This window comes from Granulicella sp. L56, assembly GCF_009765835.1.
Lineage (GTDB): Bacteria > Acidobacteriota > Terriglobia > Terriglobales > Acidobacteriaceae > Edaphobacter.
The window spans coordinates 1,246,445-1,267,355 of sequence record NZ_LMUS01000006.1 but is presented as its reverse complement, the minus strand read 5'-3'; the positions used below and the strand labels follow the sequence as shown (position 1 = coordinate 1,267,355).

The 20,911-nt window shown below is 57.0% G+C and carries 15 protein-coding genes and 1 tRNA gene; 12 read left to right on the top strand and 4 right to left on the bottom strand.

Features of this window, described 5'->3' with window-relative positions; translation table 11 throughout:
* The first annotated feature begins 158 nt into the window (after nucleotides 1–158).
* The 5 genes from GSQ81_RS13205 (at nucleotide 159) to GSQ81_RS13185 (ending at nucleotide 4,656) form a co-directional block, all read left to right on the top strand.
* The gene (locus tag GSQ81_RS13205) at nucleotides 159–536 is read left to right on the top strand and encodes a hypothetical protein (RefSeq protein ID WP_158911174.1); all 378 of its coding nucleotides are present in this window, start codon (nucleotides 159–161) and stop codon (nucleotides 534–536) included.
* 250 nt (nucleotides 537–786) lie between these two features.
* Nucleotides 787–2,097, top strand: a complete 1,311-nt coding sequence (locus tag GSQ81_RS13200; RefSeq protein WP_158911173.1) for an adenylosuccinate synthase — start codon at nucleotides 787–789, stop codon at nucleotides 2,095–2,097.
* Between the two features lie 185 nt (nucleotides 2,098–2,282).
* Nucleotides 2,283–2,570, top strand: a complete 288-nt coding sequence (locus GSQ81_RS13195; protein ID WP_158911172.1) for a putative quinol monooxygenase — start codon at nucleotides 2,283–2,285, stop codon at nucleotides 2,568–2,570.
* A gap of 114 nt (nucleotides 2,571–2,684) precedes the next feature.
* Nucleotides 2,685–3,830 (top strand): tetratricopeptide repeat protein, encoded by a 1,146-nt coding sequence (locus GSQ81_RS13190; RefSeq protein ID WP_158911171.1) that lies wholly within the window; start codon nucleotides 2,685–2,687, stop codon nucleotides 3,828–3,830.
* Nucleotides 3,831–4,128: 298 nt separating this feature from the next.
* A complete protein-coding gene (locus GSQ81_RS13185; protein WP_158911170.1) occupies nucleotides 4,129–4,656 on the top strand; it encodes a nuclear transport factor 2 family protein in 528 nt (175 codons plus the stop codon).
* A 78-nt stretch (nucleotides 4,657–4,734) separates the two neighbouring features.
* Here GSQ81_RS13185 and GSQ81_RS13180 read toward each other — a convergent pair whose 3' ends face one another.
* Together GSQ81_RS13180 and GSQ81_RS13175 are read right to left on the bottom strand one after the other, a co-directional pair.
* Nucleotides 4,735–4,986, bottom strand: coding sequence for a hypothetical protein (locus GSQ81_RS13180; protein ID WP_216846431.1), 252 nt, complete (start codon nucleotides 4,984–4,986; stop codon nucleotides 4,735–4,737).
* Nucleotides 4,987–5,084: 98 nt separating this feature from the next.
* Nucleotides 5,085–5,675, bottom strand: coding sequence for an HIT domain-containing protein (locus GSQ81_RS13175; RefSeq protein WP_158911168.1), 591 nt, complete (start codon nucleotides 5,673–5,675; stop codon nucleotides 5,085–5,087).
* Between the two features lie 566 nt (nucleotides 5,676–6,241).
* Here GSQ81_RS13175 and GSQ81_RS13170 point away from each other — a divergent pair.
* Together GSQ81_RS13170 and GSQ81_RS13165 are read left to right on the top strand one after the other, a co-directional pair.
* Nucleotides 6,242–8,245, top strand: a complete 2,004-nt coding sequence (locus GSQ81_RS13170; protein WP_158911167.1) for a 30S ribosomal protein S1 — start codon at nucleotides 6,242–6,244, stop codon at nucleotides 8,243–8,245.
* Between the two features lie 109 nt (nucleotides 8,246–8,354).
* On the top strand, nucleotides 8,355–9,950 hold the full coding sequence (locus GSQ81_RS13165) for a Gfo/Idh/MocA family protein (protein WP_254060174.1): 1,596 nt from the start codon (nucleotides 8,355–8,357) through the stop codon (nucleotides 9,948–9,950).
* Between the two features lie 279 nt (nucleotides 9,951–10,229).
* Here GSQ81_RS13165 and GSQ81_RS13160 read toward each other — a convergent pair whose 3' ends face one another.
* On the bottom strand, nucleotides 10,230–10,973 hold the full coding sequence (locus GSQ81_RS13160; protein WP_216846430.1) for a DUF1080 domain-containing protein: 744 nt from the start codon (nucleotides 10,971–10,973) through the stop codon (nucleotides 10,230–10,232).
* A 194-nt stretch (nucleotides 10,974–11,167) separates the two neighbouring features.
* Between GSQ81_RS13160 and GSQ81_RS20235 the strand changes: the two genes are divergently transcribed.
* Nucleotides 11,168–13,381, top strand: coding sequence for an N-acetylmuramoyl-L-alanine amidase (locus GSQ81_RS20235; RefSeq protein WP_256369677.1), 2,214 nt, complete (start codon nucleotides 11,168–11,170; stop codon nucleotides 13,379–13,381).
* 132 nt (nucleotides 13,382–13,513) lie between these two features.
* On the opposite strand, the gene GSQ81_RS13150 is transcribed toward GSQ81_RS20235, so the two are convergent.
* Nucleotides 13,514–14,227, bottom strand: a complete 714-nt coding sequence (locus tag GSQ81_RS13150; protein ID WP_254060173.1) for a hypothetical protein — start codon at nucleotides 14,225–14,227, stop codon at nucleotides 13,514–13,516.
* A gap of 335 nt (nucleotides 14,228–14,562) precedes the next feature.
* Between GSQ81_RS13150 and GSQ81_RS13145 the strand changes: the two genes are divergently transcribed.
* The 4 genes from GSQ81_RS13145 to GSQ81_RS13130 all read left to right on the top strand — a co-directional run bounded on the left by GSQ81_RS13145 (nucleotide 14,563) and on the right by GSQ81_RS13130 (nucleotide 20,569).
* Nucleotides 14,563–15,741 (top strand): DUF6599 family protein, encoded by a 1,179-nt coding sequence (locus GSQ81_RS13145; protein WP_158911165.1) that lies wholly within the window; start codon nucleotides 14,563–14,565, stop codon nucleotides 15,739–15,741.
* A 513-nt stretch (nucleotides 15,742–16,254) separates the two neighbouring features.
* A complete protein-coding gene (locus GSQ81_RS13140) occupies nucleotides 16,255–17,658 on the top strand; it encodes a glycoside hydrolase family 28 protein (RefSeq protein ID WP_254060172.1) in 1,404 nt (467 codons plus the stop codon).
* A gap of 56 nt (nucleotides 17,659–17,714) precedes the next feature.
* Nucleotides 17,715–17,790 (top strand) — tRNA-Thr (locus tag GSQ81_RS13135).
* A gap of 703 nt (nucleotides 17,791–18,493) precedes the next feature.
* Nucleotides 18,494–20,569, top strand: a complete 2,076-nt coding sequence (locus GSQ81_RS13130; RefSeq protein ID WP_158911163.1) for a hypothetical protein — start codon at nucleotides 18,494–18,496, stop codon at nucleotides 20,567–20,569.
* Nucleotides 20,570–20,911 lie beyond the last annotated feature (342 nt).

The following is a 20,911-nucleotide window of genomic DNA, read 5'->3' as shown; positions in this document are numbered from 1 at the left end:
GAGTGAAGTGACTAGATGCGCGTTTCTCATTACCAATCTGATCAGGCGGAATGACGAACATTATGTACGGAGTCGATCTGAAGCGGCTTCGCTGTTGATATAAGATTACCGGGGTTACCATTCACCTCCACAGCTATTTCGCAAGACGGAGAATTCGATTGAACATTTCTGCTCTCATGATTACTGGCCTTGTTCTCACTGTCCCCACGCTTCTTTCCGCGCAGAACAACAAATCGCAGGAACCGGAACCTATTGTATGGGGTGTACTTTCGGGGAATTCAGCATGCGTAATCTTTACAGAAGGGCATAAAACCAGTGGAAGGTTCTACGGAGTTGCTGTCACCACTAAGAGGGTTGGGAAACTCACTCTCGTAGAAACGCAAAACTACACCTTCAATCAAAAAGAAGTTCTTGAAACTCAAGAGAATATGGATAGCCTGATGCAGGCGGCTCAGAAGGATCGCGTCAAATTCGTCAAAATTCCTGAGAAATACTCGCCCGAGCTTCTCGATAAAGCCCGCGCATCCTGCAAATAGCGTGGTCGGTGATCGGGTAAGGTTCCTTGACATTCAACATCGCAGCTTGACTGGTTAGTCCCTCAGAAGTCAGCTTGTGGGGAGTTGTGGGTACTGCCGATTGATGGGGTATTCGGAGATTGACTATTACCTATTTCCGAGGGCTGAGGGTGGCTTGGCGTGGGACACGATATGATGGATAGGAAGCGGGCTTGCTGGTGCGAGACGCTTCTTTCCGGCCAAACCAAATCCTTTGGAGAACAGAGTCCTCGTGAGTCAACGCAAAACAGCGGTTATTTTGGGTGCCCAGTGGGGCGATGAAGGCAAAGGCAAGATCGTCGATGTGCTGTCGGAGAAGTTTTCCGTCGTGGCACGGTATGCGGGCGGCCATAATGCCGGGCACACGGTCATCATCAAGGGCAAGAAGTTTGTGCTGCAACTGATCCCCTGCGGCGTGCTGCGTCCGGAGTGCAAGGGCGTGATCGGCAATGGCGTCGTCTTTGACCCGATGGCGTTTTTGAGCGAGGTGAAGAAGCTGAAGGACGCCGGTCTGAAGGTGGATGGCCAGCTCTTTGTCTCGAACCGGGCGCAGGTGATTCTGCCCTACCACCGCATGATCGAGCTGGCCGCTGAGACGGCTCCGGGACGGACGAAGATCGGTACGACTCGGCGCGGCATTGGTCCGGCGTATGAGGACAAGGTCCATCGCAACGGGCTGCGGGTGGTCGATCTGCTGAACTCGGCGCTGCTGCGGACGCACATCAAGAATGCCTGCGACGAGAAGAACACCATTGCTCATGCATTGTTTGGGACCGAGCCTCTCGATCCTAAGGAGATGTATGAGGAGTATGCTCGGCTGGCCGAACAGGTGGCTCCGTTTGTGACGGACACGGCTGTAATGCTCAACCATGCTATTAAAAATGGCGAGAAGGTGATGTTCGAGGGAGCGCAGGGTGCGCTGCTCGATATCGACCATGGGACCTATCCGTTTGTTACCTCGTCGTCGGCTACTTCGGGTGGCGCGGTGACGGGCACGGGAGTCGGGCCTACGCTGATCGGCACCGTGATTGGCGTGACCAAGGCTTATGTGACTCGCGTGGGCGAGGGGCCGTTTCCGACGGAGATTCACGACAGCTCTGCCGACCTGCTGCGTGCTCGCGGACAGGAGTACGGCGCGGTGACGGGCCGTCCGCGGCGCTGCGGCTGGCTAGACCTGCCGTTGCTGCGGTACAGCAACATGATTAATGGCACCGAGTGGCTGGTCGTCACCAAGATGGATGTGATGGACGAGTGCGACGAGATTCCGGTGTGCACGGGCTACAAGATCGACGGCAAGCTGACGGACGTGATTCCGGCGGACATGCGTGGTTTTGAGGCGATTGTGCCGGTGTACACGACGCTGAAGGGCTGGAAGGCTTCGACCGAGGGGATTACGGAGTTCGACAAGCTGCCGAAACTGGCGCAGGATTATCTGCACTTCATCGAGAAGGAGTCGGGCGCGAAGATCGGTATGGTTTCGACCGGGCCGGACCGCGATCAGACGATGACGATTGCAGGGTTTGAGGAAGCGCTGAAGTCTTAGGCTTCAGTGCTTAAGGCTTAACACCGATTTGCACCGATTTGCACCGATCGCACCGATCGCACCGATTAAAAACGGGCAACGGCAAAAGCGGAATACAGGGGGTCTCTCCACTACCCCTTCGACTTCGCTCAGGGTTCGGTCGAGATGACGTGAATAGAGATTCTAAGTACTAAAGGTTGATATATATGTTGAGCTTTACAGTACGAATGACGTTTGCGCCGGATGATCACGCGGAGATTGTCGAGATGCTGCGGCATCTGACGGTGGCTTCGCGTGAGGAGCCGGGGTGTGTGAGCTATATCGCCCATTTTCTTGAGGGCGATCTGGGGACGGTGCTGATCTATGAACAGTATGCGGATGAGGCGGCGCTCGAGCACCATAGGACAACGCCGCACTTTCACCAGTATGCGATTGGCGGGCTTTACCAGAGGATGCGCGAGCGGCAGGTGGAGAACCTGACCGCCGTCTGCTGACATTGTTGAGCGTGTGTGGCGAGTGCTCCCCTGCGGGGGAGCATTTTTGTCGTCGGGTGGTTGCGCGGAGTGGTGGAGTTGCAACGCTATAATCAGGTCTCGTTGAAATCTCTCATGACCTCTCTCTCCCGATTTCGTAGCCCTCTGTGCGGTCTGCTCGTCGCGCCGTTCCTGTTGCTTTCTCCTTCGGCGCAAGGTCAGGAGCAGGGCAACGCGCAGGCCATGCAACTGATGCAGCAAGGTGCAGGGGCCATGCAGCAGGGCAATACCGCTGAGGCTGAGAGGTACTTTTCGCAGGCGACGGTCGCTGCGCCTCAGTTCGCCGAAGGATTTCTTGATCTGGGGCTGGTTCAATTGCGCGAGGGCAAGCCGGATGCCGCGGAGGCGTCGCTGGCCAAAGCGATTGCGCTGAATCCGGAGCTGCAGGGCGCGCACATGTTTCTGGGCATCGCAAAGTACCAGATGCGCGAGGTGGACGAGGCGGCGGCGAACCTGAGGGAGGAGATCCGGCTTCAGCCGCAGAATGTCGAGGCGTTGACGTGGCTGGGCATCGTGGAGCTGGGCGCGGGGAATCCGGATCAGGCGGCGGCACCGCTCGATCAGGCGGTGGAGCTTTCTCCCAAGGATGCGAACCTGCTTTATCTTCGGGCGCGGGCGCACAGCCTGATCGCGCAGGAGTCGTATCAGGCGCTGTATCAGTTGGACCCCGATTCGTGGCGGGTGCATAAGGCGTTGGGCGAGAGCTATTCGGCGTTGCGGCAGCCGGAGAAGGCGGTGGAGGAGTTTCAGAAGGCGGTGGCAAAGCAGCCTGACAATGCCGATCTCTATGAATCGCTGGGAGATGAGTACCAGAAGCTAAGCCGGTTCGACGACGCGACGAAGGCCTATGAGCAGGAGGCGAAGCTCGATCCGCATAACGGAATCGCCCTTTATAACCTGGGCAAGATCGATGTGGAGCGGGGAGATCCTGCTGCGGGTATTGCCTTGTTGCGGCAGGCGATTGAGGCGCATTCGAGCCCTGCGCCGAGCTATTTTTACCTGGGGCTGGGACTATCGAAGGTGGGCAAGAACGAGGAGTCGGCGAAGTGGCTGGAGAAGGCGATGGAGAGCGGTCCCTCGGACTTCATCAAGCAGAGCGGCTACTACGAACTGTCGCGGGTGTACCAGAAGCTGGGGCGGAGACAGGACTCGCTTCATGCGTTGGATGAGCTGAAGCAGTTGAAGGCGAAACAGGCTGCGGCCGCCGGTCAACCTTCGTAGTCATCGATTTGCAATTACGACAGCCGGAGCGGTGGTTCGGCATATCGCGGATCTTCCCTGCCAAAGAATGGCCTAGAGAAATCTCCCGGAGCGTTGCAGGAGTCTAACTTCTGTAGCGCTCGGCAATTGTCAGGATGCGCCCTTGAAGATTGCGGGGAAGAGTATGAATTCTATGGAATTCAGGGTATCTGAAGGATGTGACGAAAGTTATTTTGACTCTTGGCGTGAAGCGGTCTACCATCCGGTACGCATTATGACGTTCTATAGTCAACCAATTCGCCGCAGTCTGATCACGTTCATGGCTGCACTCGCGGTCGCCTCCGTTGTGGTGACGGGACAGCGAGCGCTTGCCGGTCCTGTGTCGCATGAGAAAAAACACGACGCGAAAGAGCAGGTGGAGGCCCTCGAAGAGCAGTGGCGGGTGGCGCAGCTTGCGGGCGACACCGTGACGATGGGCAAGATGCTCTCCGATGACTATGTGGGAATCTCGATGACGGGCGAAGTAGATACCAAGGCGCAGCAACTGAGCCGGGTGACCGACCGCCGGATGGTGCTGACCAAGATCGAGTTGAGCGACAGGAAGGTGAAGCTGGTGGACGCCGTCGCCATTGTGACCTCGCGGGCGGAGGTCGAGGGCACCAATGACGGGGTTTCGATGCAGGGAATGTATCGCTATACCAGGATTTACCGGCACCTGCCGACGGGGCAGTGGAAGATTACGAGCTTCGAGGCCACGCGTGAGCATCGACACCGGCGCGAGGGAGAGACCGCCGATGCGCGGCCCCCTACTGCCGCTGTGGTTCAGCCTGCTTCTGATTTGAAATGAAGATTAGGGGAAGAAGAGCACAGAAAAAGGCCCTGCTGCATGGCAGGGCCTTTCCATTTAATTTCAAGGAGTGATCGCTCAGGCTATCTTCGTGTCGATGACCAGGATGGTTCCCGAATTTGCCTGGATGCGGGTTAGAGAGCCGGGAAGATTGAGCGCCAGAAGACGGCGATAAAGCGAACGGGTACATCCGGTGAGCCGCGCGTCTTCCGACTCGTGGGGGAAGAGGGCGAGGCATTGCTGTACCGATGCTGCTGACTTACGTCTTTGGCCGTTGATGAGATAGGGACGGGATTGAGGGGTAAAACTTCCACGATGTTTGTTGGTCATCGCAGAGTCCGCCCTCAAATAGGCAGGGGAGGTATGAAGGATGGACATTGTACCCTCGAATGGCGAAGGTTTTCGCCGTCGTATGAGAGATAGGATGATTACTTTGGTGCGGAAGTTGTACCTGTGGAAAAGGCTTCGCGGAGCTTTGCCCAGGTGACGTCAAGCGTCTCGGGCAGAACACGGGTCTCGGCCACAACGGTCATGAAGTTGGTGTCGCCGCTCCAGCGTGGAAGAGCGTGGAGATGGATGTGGTTGGCGACGCCGGCTCCGGCGGACTCGCCGAGGTTCATGCCGAGGTTGAGGCCGTCGGGGCGGTAGACCTGGCGGAGGCAGCGCTCGATCTGCTGGGCGGTGAAGATCATCTCCTGCGCGGGCACGGGCGGAAGGGCGGCGAGCGAGTTGACGTGCAGGTAGGGCAGGATGAGGACGTGGCCGGTGCCGTAAGGGTAGGCGTTGAGGCAGACAAAGCAGTGAGTGCCGCGATGGATGATGTGGGCGGCCTTCTCGGCGGCTTCCTGGGGCATACCGTGGGCGATGGCGTAGTCGGTGGCGGCGATCATGTTGCAGAAGACGCAGTGCTTGTCTTCGGTGGCGGGCCAGCCGGAGAGCGCGGGAGGAACGCCGGTGCGGGCTTGTTCGTCGGCCCGGGTGATGTAGTTGTAGCGCCAGGGGGTCCAGAGACGGTCCATAGAAGGGAGTATAACGACGCCACTTAAGGGCCGACCACGGATGGACGCGGATCAACACGGATAAAGGCTTAACACCGATCTACACCGATGCCACCGATCAAAAAAGGGCAACGACAAGTGCGAAATACAGGGGTCTCTCCACTGCGGCGGCAAAAACGCCGCCTCCGGTCGAGATGACGTGTGTTTTGCGGGGTTTTGATTGGCGGGGTCGAGAGGATCAGTTCTTATCGTTTTAAATCGGTGGCATCGGTGTAGATCGGTGTTAAGCTTCGGTCCGCGTCCATCCGTGGTCGATTATTAAAATTCGTAGCCGGTTTGCGGATTTAGTGCTTCTGGAGAGGGCATTGGTTGACGTATGGCACTCAAAGTTCTATGCTTTTAGGTGAGCCACTGCGTGTGGGACCCAAGTGCAGCCGCTCCTCTGCTAGAAGTAGTTCATTCCTACCTGCCGAAGCTGTACCGGGGATTCAGAACCAACCAGCGTCCTTCTTGGATTGCTGATTGCTCCCGAAACAAGCGCCGCCCGCGATGGAATGGATCCTTGGATCCCGGAGTCCGCATTCATCATGGTAGACGACCATAATCCTGAACACACCGAGAGCAAACCCCTGACCACCGAACTGGAAACCCTAGCGCCCGAAGCGACAGCGGCACACGCCGACCTGTCTTCCGAATCCACCTCAACCCAACAGCATGAGTCTGCCCCTGAAACTGCTGGTCATGACGCCGCCCCGAGCAATGAAGCCTCTGCTCACGAGAGCGCGGAATCTGGCCACGTTGCAACCGTTACGGCTGCCGCAGGCGAAGAGTCCGCTGATGACGACCTGAACTACGATGCCGCCGATTTCGCGGCTGCGCTGGCAAGTTTTGACCGCGAGCAGGCTGCTGATGCCGCTGCCGCTCAGAACATGACCGCCGAAGAGGTCATCGTCACCGGAACCGTCCTCAAGCTGACGGACAAGCATGTCGTTATTGATATCGGGCTCAAGTCTGAAGGTTTGATTCCTCTGGCTCAGGTGCTGGATATTAATGGCGCACCGAAGTTCCAGGTTGGCGACACCGTTGAGGTTGTGGTTGAGCGTGAAGAGGCTGAGGGCGGCTATCTCGTCAGCTACGAGAAGGCGTTGCGCCATAAAGTCTGGGACAAGCTGGAGCTTGCCGCCAACGAGAAGACCCCCGTCAAGGGCATGGTCCTCAGCCGCGTCAAGGGCGGTCTGACCGTGGACATCGGCATCAAGGCGTTTCTGCCGGGATCGCAGGTCGAGGTTCGCCCCGTCCGCAATTTGGACGGCTACATCGGCACCGAGATCGAAGTCCGCGTCATTAAGCTGAACAAGAAGCGCGGCAATGTTGTCATCAGCCGGAAGGAACTGCTCGAAGAAGACCAGAATGCCAAGAAGTCGGTTACGCTGTCGACTCTGGAAGAGGGAAGCGTTCTGACCGGAACGGTCAAGAACCTGACCGACTACGGCGCGTTCGTGGATATGGGCGGCCTTGATGGCCTGCTGCACATCACCGACATGAGCTGGGGCCGGTTGACGCATCCGCGTGACCTGGTGAACGTCGGCGACGAGATCCAGGTGAAGGTGCTGAAGTTCGACAAGGACAAGCAGCGGGTTTCGCTGGGCTTCAAGCAGTTGACGCCTGACCCGTGGCTGGACGCGATTGAGCGCTACCCGATTGGGGCGCAGGTTCGCGGCCGCGTGCTCTCTGTCACCGACTACGGCGCGTTTGTCGAGCTGGAGCAGGGCATCGAGGGTCTGGTTCACGTGTCTGAGATGACATGGAGTAAGCGGATGAAGCATCCGTCGAAGATGGTGAAGCCGGGCGATGAGGTAGACACGATCATTCTGAGCGTGAACCCGAACGACCGCCGCATCTCGCTGGGCATGAAGCAGTTGCAGGACAATCCCTGGGAGCAGTTGGAGGACAAGTATCCGACCGGCGCCATCATCGAGGGCCGTGTTCGCAACCTGACCGACTTCGGCGCGTTCATCGAGATCGAAGATGGAATCGATGGCCTGGTGCATGTCTCGAACCTGAGCTGGACCAAGCGCATCAAGCATCCTTCGGAGGTACTGAAGAAGGGCGAGAAGGTGAAGGCGATCGTTCTGGGCGTTGAGCCCGAGAACCGCCGCTTGTCGCTGGGCGTCAAGCAGCTTCAGCCGGATGTGTGGGACACGTTCTTCGCGCAGCACCGGATTGGCGACGTCATCAAGGGCAAGATTCTGCGCACGGCGCAGTTTGGTGCCTTCGTTGAGATTGCGGAAGGAGTCGAGGGCCTGTGCCACGTCTCCGAGGCGGTCGATGCGAATCACCAGCCGGTGTCGATGGATGTGGACTCGGAGCACGAGTTCAAGATCGTCAAGATGAATCAGGAAGAGAAGAAGGTCGGTCTCAGCATTCGGGCAGTTGGCGAAGAAGCCAGCCGCGCCGAGGTGGAGAGCTACAAGGAGCGCGAGAAGTCGCCGAAGGGCAACAACTCGGGTTCGTCTTCTTCTTCCTCCTCGTCGAGCAGCAGCACGACGCTGGGCGATCTGATCAACTGGAAGCGGTCTGAGCGCGAGTAAGCTCAGTCGCAGTAAATATGGAGGGGCCGTCCTTAGGGACGGCCCTTTTGCTTTAAGAAGTCTTTGGGTAACTCTGGGTTTTGGAAGGGCTGACCGCAAGGAGAGGGCCTTGAAAGGCTGGCGTCAGCGCTGGGCAATGTATCATGGGCGCGTGTCCAAACCATCCGAAAAACTGCCCTCTCTGAAAACTGGTGAGACCGCCGAACTCTCGCGTGTCGACCGCCGTGAATTTATCAAAACTACTTCTCTGGCTGCCGGGGTGCTCGCGTTTGGCGCACCTGCACTTTTGCGCGGGCAGAACCTCAATAGCAAGTTGAACATCGCCTGCATCGGGATCGGCGGCAAAGGCCGGAGCGACACGGATGCCTGCGCCAGCGAGAACATCGTCGCGTTGTGCGATGTGGATTCAGGTTCCACGGCTTATGAGACCCAGACGAAAAAATATCCCAGCGCCAAGTTTTACAACGATTTTCGGCAGATGCTGGACCAGATGGGCGACCGGATCGATGCGGTGACAGTTTCGACGCCGGACCATATGCATGCGATCGCAGTGTCGATGGCGATGAAGAGGAAGAAGGCCGTATTTTGCCAGAAGCCGCTGACGCAAACGATCTATGAGGCGCGCTATCTGCGGAAGATGGCCCACGAGAAAAAACTTGTTACGCAGATGGGCAATCAGGGCAGCGCCTCGGACGGTCTGCGCCGCGCGGTGGAGACGATCCAGGACGGACTCATCGGACAAGTGCATGAGGTTCACGTCTGGACGAACCGCCCCATTTGGCAGCAGGCAATGGAGCGTCCGGCTGGACAAGACCCGGTTCCTGCGACATTAGATTGGGATATGTGGATTGGCCCTGCTCCCATGCGGCCCTATATCGGCAGTCGGAACCCAAAGGATCGAGATGGAATTTACGAGCCGTTTAACTGGCGTGGTTGGCAGGATTTCGGCACCGGTGCGCTGGGCGACATGGCATGCCACACGGTCAATGTGCCGTTTCGCGCTTTAGATCTCGCTTACCCGACGGAGATTGAAGCGATGCCTTTCGGAAAGATAAACAAGGAATCGTATCCCGTCGGCTCCAAAATCCGCTTCGCTTTTCCCAAGCGCAAGGGCCACATTCCCCTCGAGCATCCGCATCTGTTCCACCATGACAGAACGATTGAGCACGATGCAGTGACTCTCTTCTGGTACGACGGCGGGCAACCTGATCCGGCGCTTCGTGGCGGCCATGACCTGACCAACAAGCCGCCGGTGGAGCTGACTGCCGACATCCTCGCGCTGCAGGGCAAGATTCCCGATAGCGGTTGCCTGCTGATCGGCGACGGAGGCACAGTCTTTTTACCGGACGACTATGGGACGAATTTCTTCATCAAGCTGAAGGGTGAAGAAAAGTTCACCCACTATCTCGAACACCCGGCGATGGCGCACTATCCGGAGCGGATTCCTCGCAACCCTCATCCGGGAAATCTCGTTGTTGCCCATGCGCAGGAGTGGCTCACTGCCATCAAGGAAAACAAGCCGGAGATGTGCTACTCGCGCTTTGACGTCGGCGCACGTCTCACGGAGATCATGCTGCTGGGATGCGTGTCCTTGCGCACTGGCCAGAAGATCGAATGGGACGGGCCGAAGATGGTTGCGAAAAATTGCCCTCAGGCGGCACCGTTTATACGGCGGCAAGACCGTTCCGGCTGGGCCCTTTCGTAATGGACTTCTCTTTGGCAAAGCCGAATAGGCATTAACCTGATAATTACCGCCCCACGCTTGACGACCTGACTAACTGGAAGCGGTCTGAGCGCGAGTAAGCTCGGTCGCAGTAATTCAGGACAAGGGCCGCTCATTCAAGCGGCCCTTGTGTTTAGGGTATTTCTACTTACCATGCAGCGTATGTGTCACTCATTGACCTTCAATCAGTGAATTGGCGATTATGTGCTAATCGAGATCGGGGCCAGACCTGGCGGTAACGAATAGCATGGCACTGCCGATCTACAGCTTCTTGATTTTGATGTTCCGAAACCAGATCTTCTCTCCTGGTTCGCCTTTCGGCTCGGTACCCTGGAGCGAGATGTGTCCGGTGTGGTACTTGCTGTATCCCGGCATCCGGGCGAACTTCGTTCCCGCTATTAACCGATTCCAGTTGTCGTCCCACAACTGGGTTTCGATCACCTGGTGTCCGTTCTGAAACAGTTGCAGGTGCCCGTTGTTCGCGATGATCTCAAACTGGTTCCACTCCCCTGCGTCTTTGACCCATTCAATCTTGTCCGAGATCATGTCGAAGATATCGCCAGAGCGCTCCATCAGGATGCGGCTGTCCTGAACGGTGCAAGCCAGGTCCGCGATCTGCATCTCGATCCCCGTATCGTAGGTGGCCTTGTACTCGGGCGATTCATGCACGTAGAACATCACGCCGCTGTCGATGCAGGGGCGTGCCTTCCACTCGAGCTTGAGATCGAAGTTCGTATATTCTCCGTCCGTCACGATGTCCGCAAAGTCGGCTGGCGGATCCTGGTTGGTCTTCTTCAATTGGATTGAACCATCGACCACCGACCAGTCCGTGCCCGTTCCCTTCTGGAGGTACGAGTGCCATCCCTTCAGGTCTTGACCGTTAAACAGCAACTGCCATCCGTCCTGCTTCTCCTGCGGTGTCAAAGTGTTTGTCGCCTGCGCCTGTGCCATACCTGAGAACAAAACGCAGCCTGCCACTGCTATCCATAACTTCTTGCGGTTCATGGTCACTCTCCTGTATGCAAGTATGCCTGCACGTAGATTGCTTGGGGTGAACATCAGCGGCCAAACCGATGAGTGGATGTATAAGGTCTAATCGGAAATCTTTAAACGACTGCGGCTTTTGTGGGGGTATCGCGGGGAGTACTGCCGTTCTTTTCACACGCGCTGGGGGGCTTGCTCTCTTAAACTTTAGAGAGATGATGGGCCTGAGGATACGGAAGCAGCGGTGGTTGTGTGGGGGTTGCGTGGTGGCGCTTTGCTGCTGCGCGATGGTGCAGGGGGCTTCGGCTAAGACTCGGAAGGCGGTGCATCGCCGGGTGGAGCTGACGCCGTGGCAGCAGGCGATGCAGGGGCGGGAGAAGCTGGAGTCGATTCCGACGGGAGCGCGGACCAAGGCGGAGTATGCGCAGGCGATGGATGGGTTTCGCACGATCTATCACGAGACGCCGGGAGATACCTATGCCGCCGCCGCGGTGAATGCCGTAGCCGAGTTGCTGACGGAGCAGGGGCGCGGGTCGCATGATGCGAAGGCGCTGCAGGATGCGGTGGGGCAGTATGAGTTTTTGCGGAAGCAGTATCCGGGGAGTTCGCTGCGGGTGGGAGCGCTGCTGGCCGAGGCGCAGATCTATGAGAACGATCTGCATGATTCGGACGGGGCGCGGACGCAGTATGCGCTGCTGATGAAGGATTATCCGAAGAGCGAGCAGGCGGAAGAGGCTCGGGCTGGTTTGGCTTCTTTGAATGGCAGGGATCAGGGGATAGGGCTTAGGAAGCAGCCGCGAGGGGCGAAAGATCAGAAGGGCGTGGAGCAGGCTGCTGTGACTGGCAGAAGCGCGGATGCCGGTTCGTTTGCCCCGATGCAGGTGACGACGCGGAAGACGGTGGCGCGGAATGTGGTGGATGCTCCAGCTCCGGCTGCAATTCCAGTGAAAGAGGCGGCTGTTACAGCAGTTGTCGGTGAGGAGGCTGGTCCGACACATGTAGCGGCGGAGAAGAGGCATGGGCTGGCGCAGGTGACCGGGATTCGGCACTGGTCGACGCCAAACTATACGCGGGTGGCGATTGATCTGGGCGATGACGTGACGTATGAGGCGGCGAGGGTGCCGAATCCTGATCGCATCTACTTCGATCTGCATGGCACGCGGCTGGCGCAGCAGTTGGTGGGGAAGAGCTTTACGGTGACGGATGACGGTTTTTTGAAGCGCGTCCGCGCAGCGCAGTTCACCAACGACATGACGCGGGTGGTGCTGGATGTGAATCATGTGACGGAGTATTCGGCGTTTTTGCTGCCGAATCCTTATCGCCTGATTATTGACATTCATGGAGGAAGCGGGGAGCAGGGTGCGGTGACGGAGGTGGCAAGGACGGCTTCGGCTCCGCCGGAGACTGCGGTGGTGACGAAGGCGACGACGGCGCGGCCGGTGCCGAATACGGTGGAGGCGAAGTCGAACAGCCTCGTGGAAGTGGCTTCGTTGAGCGATCAGCCGGGGAGGGTGGAGGCGACGCACAGGCCGACCTCGCAGCCGATCTCTGCTGTGGTGACGGACCCGGATTCAGGGGCAGCTGAAGCGCGGCCGGATAATACTGTGAGCCCGACGCGGAGGACGAAGAGGAGCAAGGCCGAGGTTGCCGGGGCCCTTCCGGCGCGGGCGGCGGTGCCGACGGCGGATGGGGAGACTTCGCTGGTACGGGCGCTGGGGCTGAAGATTGGGCGCATCGTGATCGACGCAGGGCATGGCGGGCACGACTCGGGCACGCTGGGGTATGGCGGGATCGAAGAGAAGGACGTCGTGCTGGATGTGGCGCTGCGGTTGGGCAAGCTGCTGCATGAACGGCTGGGCGCGGAGATCATCTATACGCGGTCGGACGATACGTTCATTCCGCTGGAGACGCGGACGGCGATTGCGAACAAAGCACAGGCGGATCTGTTTTTGTCGATCCATGCGAACTCTTCGCGGGATGAGAGCGCGCGCGGTGTGGAGACGTACTACCTGAACTTTACGACCCAGTTGGATGCGCTCGAAGTGGCGGCGAGAGAGAACGCGGTCTCGGACCAGTCGATCCACCAGTTGAGCGATCTGGTGAAGAAGATTGCCCTGAAGGACAAGATTGCAGAGTCGCGGGAGTTTGCAACGGACGTGCAGGAGAGTCTGTATGGCGGTCTGGAGAAGGGCAATGAGGGGTTGAAGGACCGCGGAGTGAAGAAGGCTCCGTTTGTGGTGCTGATTGGCGCGAATATGCCTTCGATTCTGGCGGAGATCTCGTTTGTGACGAATCCGAATGACGCGCGGGAGCTGGAAGAGCCGGCGTATCGCGAGCGGGTGGCGGAGAGTTTGTATCGCGGCGTGGCGAGATACGAGGCTGGTCTGAGCGGCGTGAAGCTGCCGGTGGAGCGGGCTAGTACGAAGTAGGGTGTTGGTGTTTGGGGTGGCAAGCAAATACAGGGGTCTCTCCACTGCGCTTCGCTCCGGTCGAGATGACGTGCTTTTGTTCCGCAGTAGAGCATTTAAGTTTTGCGGTGCGATATGAAGGACACTCTGACCTCAGTGAATTTGTTTGAAGTCGAAGTAGGCGAGGTTCATGTTGCCGCCCTTGAGGATGTGGATGGTGAGGACGCTCTTTCCTGCCGGGAGCTTGAGCTTCGTGATGGCGGGGGCGAGATTCCAGTGGTGCCACTGACGCCATGCGATCGGATCGGCGGCGTTGAAGGTGGATGTGATGTTCAGGGGGCCGCTGGCGGGTTGTCCATTGACATCGATTGAGATCGCTCCGCCGCGGTTGGAGGTGTAGAAGAGGTCGGCGCTGTAAAGGCCTGCGTGGGCGACCTGCACGGTGATGTTGAACCATTCGCCGGGCTCGGTCCATCCGACGTAGAGCTGGTCTTCGGTAGGCTGCACGAGGTCATAGGGGCTGTTGTCGATTACCTCGGGCTGATGCTGGAGGTTGTGGAACTTGGTGTAGGAGGTGTCTACGCCTTCGTCCATGCGGAACTGGTGCAGGTAACTTCCGTCGGCTGGGTTGAGAGTTCCGCTGCCCAGATTTTTGGCGTCGGTATCGTGATAGGCGACGCCTTCGCCGCCGCGATCGTAGAAAGCGCATTGGACGCGGCCGGGAATGCTTTGGACTCCGTGGAAGTGATCGTCCTGATAGGGCATTCCCTTGTAGGTCTTTTGGTGGCTGGCTGCGAATGCTGAGAAGGTGGTGGCCACGAGAGCGACGATCAGGGGAGTGCGGAAGTACAGCGTGCTGGTTTGCAAAAGAAGTTGCCTCCGAATGATTGAGCGTTGAGCTGAAATACTGTTGAGACAAACGTTTGTTTTATGAGGCTGGCAACAATTTTTTGCGGTAAATTGAGGCGCTGCCAATTATATGAAGATTCCTGACGAACGCAAGCACGGGAGCGCGTTCAGCTTGCAGGAGTTTTGGTGCTTCGAACGAACCGCAGGTCCTTCGACGCGCCTCTCGCGATAAAACTGAGAGAGGCTTCGCTCCGGTCGAGATGACGTGCTTTGCCACCGCCTCCGGGGGCATGGAGGCTTCGCTTACGAAGTGGCTCTGGTGTAGTCTGACCGATAGCAGGGGCAGATGCTTCATGGTCAATAGGATTGAGTTCAAGCTTCGAAGGGCGGCGCATCGCGTCGTGTTGTTGTGCCTCGTGGGGGGGGTGCCCGCAGCTTTTGGGCAGAGCACAAAGACGATGCTGGTCGAGCCTCCTACTCCGCTGTTGCCGGCGCAGTTTGGGCCGTGGCAGACTGATGGGGCAGCGCCTGACTGTTCTGGCTGCGCGCCAGAGGGAGTGACGGCGGCCGTGTTGAAAGAGGATGGCCTGAGCCGGGACAGCCAGATGACCTATCATCGCTCGAATAAAACGGGTGCGCTGGCGGTGGCGGCCTACCAGTTTGTCGACGCGACGGGCGCGGCGAGTGCGTTTACATTTTTGCGCAAGCCTGAGTCGCGGCTGATCGTGGCGAAAGAGGGCAAGGTTGGCGCTGTGATGGCGGCTTCGGGAGAAGACTATATCTTCCTGAGCGGTACGACGGTGGTGGTCGCCGATGCGAGCAAGGCCGTTGCTCCGGTGGTGAACGATCTGCGCGGACTGGAGACGGCGCTGCCGAAGATCGGAGGCACGAAGGCGCAGCTTCCTCTGCTGCCGACGCTGCTGCCGACCAAGGGGTTAGAGCTGGAGACGCTACGGTATGCGCTGGGGCCGGTGGGCTATCAGGCGATGGGCGGCGTGCTGCCGGGAGGTATCGTCGGCTTCGATAAGAGCGCGGAAGCGGTGATGGCGAAGTACAAGGGGCAAGGTTTGTTGACGCTGCTGCTGTATCCGACGCCGCAGATCGCGGGAGATCATGGGCGGGAGATCGTGGCGGAGATGAATCGCCAGGGCGCGGCAGCGGGAACGGTGAAGCTGCGGCGCGAGGGGCCGCTGGTGGCGATGACGACCGGAGCGTGGAGCCCGGAGGCGGCACAGCAGATGGTCGAGGGGGTTCACATGCAGGCTATCCTGACACTGAACAAGACCCCGCCACCGGAGTTCAGGAGCGAGATCCACAAGACGGTGAGCCTGTTGACCAGCATTGCCATTTTGTCGGGCCTGCTGGCGCTGGCTGCGGTGATCCTGGGGCTGTTCCTGGGGTTTGGAAGGGCTGCGATCCGGGTGATGCAGGGTAAGCCCGCGGCGACGGAGCCTGAGTTCCTGCGGATCGATCTGAGCGGACGGTCGGAGAAGATCCATCTCGAAGGGCAGCCTCCCACCTCGCAGGGATAGCGACGCTGCACCGGGGATGGTGCAGGCGCGAGGCTAAGCGGCTGATTTGAGAGTGCTTCGATCATTGGTTAGACCATGTTAGGCGAATATAAAGCGAATATGGTATGCTGTGTTGTATGGGAAGTAACCCCCGTAACTAATTACTAAATAACGACTTATGCTGATGATCTTTAAGCCTTGACACCTGATTTTGGCAAACTTAGTATTTCGCCAGAAAGTTCTGATGGCTTTGCCTCCGTTGGAACTATTCTCCCTAAAGAAGAGGCCACCCTGTTGCCGGGTGGCCTCTTCGCTTTTCCGATGTACTACTGATGGGTGATATCGAGTCCGTTATGTGTGGTGAGAAGAGCGTGACGATTCTGAGAGAGCTTCGTGCTCTGGTGTGCTGTGACCTGCACTGAGTGCGTGTGCTAGTTTGGCAGAATGGGCTCGCAGAGGGTGGACCACATGATTTTGCGATGGGAAAAAATGTACTCCGGTTTTGCTGTGATGTGCGTTGGAGTTTTTATTTTGATGGGCTTATCCGCCGACGCGCAGGATACGCGGCAGGTGACGGAGCCGAAGATTCCGGATTCGTGTGTGCAGTTGCCGGCGCAGTTGCGAGCGATGGGCAATATGCTGAACGTGGCCGATGAGGGCAAGCTGGATACGGAGCGCATTCAGTCAGCACTGGATACATGCAAGCCGGGGATGGCGGTGGAGCTGAAGCCGTCGAGCGGGAACAATGCTTTTTTGAGCGGGCCGCTGGAGATGCGTACGGGCGTGACGTTGTTGGTGGATGAAGGCGTGACACTGTTCGGTTCGCGCGATGCAAAGCTGTATGAGATGAAGGGCGAAGGCGTGACTTCCGGGTTGTGCGGGACGATTGCGCCGGGAGTGCCTGCGGTTTTTCCCGCACCGCAGCGTCAGCTAAAAGTACGCGGCGGCTGTCGGCCATTCATCAGCGTGATGGATGCAAACGATGTTGGCATTATGGGCAATGGCGTGATCGATGGGCGGGGATACGCGAAGATTCTGGGGAAAGACTATAGCTGGTGGGAGATGGCTCGGAAGGCAGAGCCGAAAAACGAGCGCTACTTTAACCCGCGCATGATTGTGGCCAGCCATGCGGATGGATTGATCCTGTACCGGATCACGCTGCACAACTCGACGAACTATCATGTGAGCGTCAACGGGACGAATGGATTTACCGCGTGGGACGTGCACTTGCAGACGCCGACGACGAAGGGAATGGATGCGCGGAACACGGATGGGATCGATCCGGGGAGTTCCACGAATATCACGATCGCGCATAGCTGGATCGACAATGGCGACGACAATATTGCGATCAAGACCGGGGTTACGCACATGAGCGTGCTCGGCAACCACTTTTACGACGGTCACGGAATGTCGATTGGTAGTGAAACCTATACGGGAGACAGCTACTTGCTGGTGGATGGTCTGACGGAGGACCATACGACCAGCGGGATCCGCATCAAGAGCAATGTAACGCGGGGCGGATTGGTGCATGATCTGGTCTATCAAAACATTTGTATGAAAGGCGTCGCTAACCCGATTGCGATTAGCCCGTATTACACGAACCAGACGACGGAGGGATTTGTCGACCCTAAGTATGTGGGCGACCGGATTCCGAACTACAAGGCGATTGCGATTCGCAATGTGGTGGATACCACGCCGGGCGATGTGTTACTGGCGGGGTTGGACGATACTCATACGTCGGAGGTTACGCTGGACGGCGTACGGGTAGAGGGGATTACGCCAGCTCAGGTACATGGGCGGTTTGCTACGGTGACGCTGGGACCGCGCGGAACAAACCTCGATTTTAGCGGGACAACGATCAAGGTTGTGCCATTCAAGGGCGTTGCGGCGGGCGAGGCGGGCTTCGGCTGCGACGGAAAATTTGTTCCGATGCAATAGAGGTTCAGCTTTGATTTGGCGGTACAGGGGATGTGCCGCTAGAATGGATGAGGCAGGCCGATGTAGCTCAGTTGGTAGAGCAACTGATTCGTAATCAGTAGGTCAGCGGTTCAACTCCGCTCATCGGCTCCAAATCCTTTCTCATCAGTACACGGTTCAGGCCGAAAAGCTGACTTCATAACATCCGGTAACAACTGGGCGGCTACATCGTGCAGTGGTTCTCGGAAGGCGCTTACTTCTGTGTGACAGTATGTGTCAAGGGTATCTTCACCTCCGAGTGCCCAAGGATGTCGAAATCCATCAACGGGTCTGCCGGGCACCATCGCTCAAACGGAGCACAGATTGAATCCAGTCATGCAAACATTTGACTCCTTTGGAGCGAGAGACCTGGATCGGACTGCCGCCGGTCTTTTCAGGGCTGCCTAGCAAGGCAGCTAACTGGTCTGGAATCAGAGTAAATGGCTGATAAGGTTGGTCTTGTGGGTAGTAGCTTTGGGATAGATTGTAAAAGCAAAAAGTAGAAATATAAAAATGCTTTTGGTTGATAAAAGATTGTTAGATGCTAATAATTCAGTGATATTGGGAATAAAACAAAACTAAATGAAGCGGAATAGTTGATTATTTGGGAGAAGTACTTGCGAATGATTACGTTCCGTCGTTGCTCTGAGGGAAAGGGACTTCAGAAACCCGTCCGTGTTTTCGATACGGCGGACCATTATTGCGCTTTGCATCGTGCTTTTCAGTGGGATGGCATGGGTTGCAGAGAGGTGTCGCCAGTGACATATAGTCGTTGAGCGCCTTTTTGACCAAAGAAGAGAACCGGAGAAATCGCTAAATGAAATTGCGCCTCTTACTCGCTTGTCTACTGATTGCGTCTATATGCGCCGGCTCCAGACCACTTGCCGCCGAAGTTGCGACTCTGACCTTCACTCCAATTGCTCCACATACGTTGGGAGATGCTCCGTTTCAGATCTCCGCTATTTCGCCGAGTTCAGGTGCTGTGACCTACACCGTTCTTGGTGGGCCGGCAATCTTGTCCCATGATGTTCTTACTATTACCGGAGGAGGAATCGTACGCCTCTTAGCACAGCAGGAGCCCGCAGGGTCCTACAAGGCTATGACGGCCCATACCGATTTCACCGTAAGTACGACGACTTCGCAGACAATGCGGTTTACGCAGAGAGGGGATGTGGTGAAGTCAGCCATCTCCTCGGATACGCCGAATTTCCTCTTCCTCGACAGCAATGGTCAGTTCTTTCTTCAGAATGCCGATAGCCAATATGACAAGGTTCCCGCGAACCATGTCTGGGAGCTTTACACCGGGAAAGATGCGCACGATCCGAAGCTAAAGTTGTCGAAGATCAACTCGCAGTTCGATACTCAGTTGCTTTGCGAATCCGGCAGTCCCGTGTATCGAAAGCTCTACAGCGTTCCCGGCATCACGCCGGGGCACGGTGGGTATGCGGATGGGAACTTCTGTGACCTGGTGGGGGTGTGGGTTGATCCCGATTCGGGTGATTGGTACGGTGTGGTGCACAACGAGTTGTATCCGAATATCCCACGAATCGATGTAATCTCCTATGCGATCTCAAAGGACCATGGGAAGACCTGGACTCTGCGGGGGCCCATTGCCACTTCTCCCTATGGAGCGGCCAATAAGAAGGACGCGTACTACGATTACGGAGAAGGTGATCCCCGCCTGGTGGTGGATACCGGCAGTGGATACTTTTATCTCTTCTACAACAGCCGGATCATGAAACCCTCTGGAAAGGGGTTCAGCGGGCACGAATGGGAGCATGTATCGAGAGCTCGGATACGAGACAAAATGGCCCCCGCGTCATGGGAGAAGTACTATAACGGAAGCTGGAGCAGGTTACCGGGCATTGACTGGACGTGCGATCCGTCCGGGCCTGTGCCATGCAAGACAGGGGACACTGCGAGTTCTCTCGCAAGTAGCATTGGTGGTGACAACGATCCGACGATAAGCCAGACCTTCGTTCAGCCGACTTCGAAGCAGACTGCGGCAGAGTTGGCGAAGTACAGTAACAGCACACTGCACACCGCGAGCGTGTCATGGAATGTCTATCTCGGAAAGTACATCGCCTTCGCAGAAGACCGTGATCTCCTGGTCAAGTCCGGAGACTTTGACGACTTTACCGATAGGATGTCTTTTTATGTCTCCGACAATCTAGCCACCCAGAAGTGGACCTATGCAGGCAGCGTGCCCTACAGGAACGCATCGTGGTATCGGTGGCTTGTCGATTCCGGGAACCTTACCTCAAGCAAGACGATTGGCAGTACATTTCTCGCCTACTGCTCCATCAATTGCAGCAATCCGAAGAACGATTCTGAATACATAAAAATAGCTGTTTCTCTTAGCTCTAACGCTACGCCGCCAGTCTATTTCTCCAATGCAGCCGGACTAGAAAATGAGTCTCACGCCTACTCGATCGTTCATGCCGATTCACACCGGTCAGCCGCATCAAGTCAGGGGGACTCCTGGGAGTTTGTCGCTGTCCCCGGAGATGCCGGGTTCTTCAATATTCGGCATGGGAAGAAATATCTCGGTGTCGCCGGTGGCAACGCGGGCCGTGCCTGGGGCGCAAAGGTGAAGCTGTCATCTCTCATATCGTCGGCTCACGGTCCGACAGAGATGTCACGCCAGCAGTGGTACTTCGAGCGTATTGATGCGGGCAAAGATACGCGTGTTGTAACGGCTCAATATCGATTGATCAATCGGTATAGCGGACTTGCGCTCAGCTTTGCGGGAGATCGTTTGGCTGCGAAAAAGCTCGCAGATGCAGTGACGGCTCCTATTCGGGACTGGGATGCATCTGCCGGAACATTCAAGGTGTGGAAGGCGGCCGATCAGGAATGTGCATTCAATGATGTGAGCAGCGCCGAGAAATAGCGCTCAGAATTAGCCTGGAAAACTGGACATAAGATAAGCCGCGGGAGACCTGCGCCTCCCTGCAATATATCCATGCTTAGCAACCGCAGGCTTCCATCCATGGAACCGCTATCGCATTCTGATGGATGAAGGCAAACCGTACCCTTTCTCATCTTCTTTCGGGGGAATCGTTGTCGCTGGACGGGCGGTTCTCACCCCGCACGGCTTAAGTCCTTCATTTCATTAGAGCAAGTATAGATAGTAATAATTGTGCTTATTACTATTATTTTTATTTCTATTAGTGTGTTTTGTTATGTTATTGTTTGCACTTGCTAGTCTTTTAGCAATTTCAGAATTCACTAC

Coding starts and splice junctions, on each gene's coding strand:
- GSQ81_RS13145 (WP_158911165.1), top strand. CDS start 14,563: ATGGTCAATAGGATTGAGTTCAAGCTTCGAAGGGCGGCGCATCGCGTC.
- GSQ81_RS13185 (WP_158911170.1), top strand. CDS start 4,129: ATGGCTGCACTCGCGGTCGCCTCCGTTGTGGTGACGGGACAGCGAGCG.
- GSQ81_RS13130 (WP_158911163.1), top strand. CDS start 18,494: ATGAAATTGCGCCTCTTACTCGCTTGTCTACTGATTGCGTCTATATGC.
- GSQ81_RS13140 (WP_254060172.1), top strand. CDS start 16,255: ATGGGCTTATCCGCCGACGCGCAGGATACGCGGCAGGTGACGGAGCCG.
- GSQ81_RS20235 (WP_256369677.1), top strand. CDS start 11,168: ATGATGGGCCTGAGGATACGGAAGCAGCGGTGGTTGTGTGGGGGTTGC.
- GSQ81_RS13190 (WP_158911171.1), top strand. CDS start 2,685: ATGACCTCTCTCTCCCGATTTCGTAGCCCTCTGTGCGGTCTGCTCGTC.
- GSQ81_RS13180 (WP_216846431.1), bottom strand. CDS start 4,986: ATGACCAACAAACATCGTGGAAGTTTTACCCCTCAATCCCGTCCCTAT.
- GSQ81_RS13160 (WP_216846430.1), bottom strand. CDS start 10,973: ATGAACCGCAAGAAGTTATGGATAGCAGTGGCAGGCTGCGTTTTGTTC.
- GSQ81_RS13170 (WP_158911167.1), top strand. CDS start 6,242: ATGGTAGACGACCATAATCCTGAACACACCGAGAGCAAACCCCTGACC.
- GSQ81_RS13175 (WP_158911168.1), bottom strand. CDS start 5,675: ATGGACCGTCTCTGGACCCCCTGGCGCTACAACTACATCACCCGGGCC.
- GSQ81_RS13195 (WP_158911172.1), top strand. CDS start 2,283: ATGTTGAGCTTTACAGTACGAATGACGTTTGCGCCGGATGATCACGCG.